The organism is Limnospira sp. PMC 1279.21 (assembly GCF_032349615.1).
Classification (GTDB): domain Bacteria; phylum Cyanobacteriota; class Cyanobacteriia; order Cyanobacteriales; family Microcoleaceae; genus Limnospira; species Limnospira fusiformis.
The window spans coordinates 1-672 of the sequence record NZ_JARPLU010000480.1; the positions used below are offsets into that span (position 1 = coordinate 1).

Sequence of the window (672 nt, forward strand, 5' to 3'; positions counted from 1 at the left end):
TAACATTCTAGCAATCTCCTCGCGACTAGCTTGGGGTAGTTTATAGACTACAATAGTTTCGATTAAATCAATGATATCGCGTCTCAGGGGGGCTGGTGGGAGTATTTGTTGAGCTTGTTCAATCAGTTGTTGGGCTGATTCTATAGCTACAGACTCCGATGCGACTACTAACTTAATGATACCTACCCCTAAGCCGTTTTCGCCTTCCAACTCGTCTAGGTAAATGCGGGTCACTGCTTCTGAGTTGAGAATTTGGCTAAAGTGTTGAGACTTTTCGCGCTCTGTGTTACGGTTAGGGTAGATGACTACAACTCTCCAGGGGTAAGGGGGTTGATACTGTCGCAGATAGAGGAAAAGTTCCGCAAAAATCCGATAGTACAGGTCATCGTCGGGTTGAAATTGTACTTCCGTCAGATAAAAGGGTTGGCTAGGGTTGTCGGTACTGGGAAAGAATAACCCGTCTAAGCGAAAGGCGAGTTGTTTGACTTCTAGGTTGGTGAATTGATATTGATCAGCTTCTGTGAGAGGAAGGTTCAGCAGTTCAAAGAAGCTGCGCGGGTATTGTTGGAAGATGCGGTAAAATATGCTATCGGTTTTCACTGGCTTATGGCGAGATTGGTGATCGGAAATTCATTGAACCCTGGCCAATGGGTTGATATGACTCTAATAATG

The 672-nt window shown here is 44.9% G+C and carries 1 protein-coding gene; it reads right to left on the reverse strand.

What is annotated here, in order from left to right; genetic code table 11:
- The coding region (locus tag P5683_RS25540; RefSeq protein WP_315641261.1) for an Rpn family recombination-promoting nuclease/putative transposase at positions 1-600 on the reverse strand (600 nt) is incomplete at its 3' end.
- Positions 601-672 lie beyond the last annotated feature (72 nt).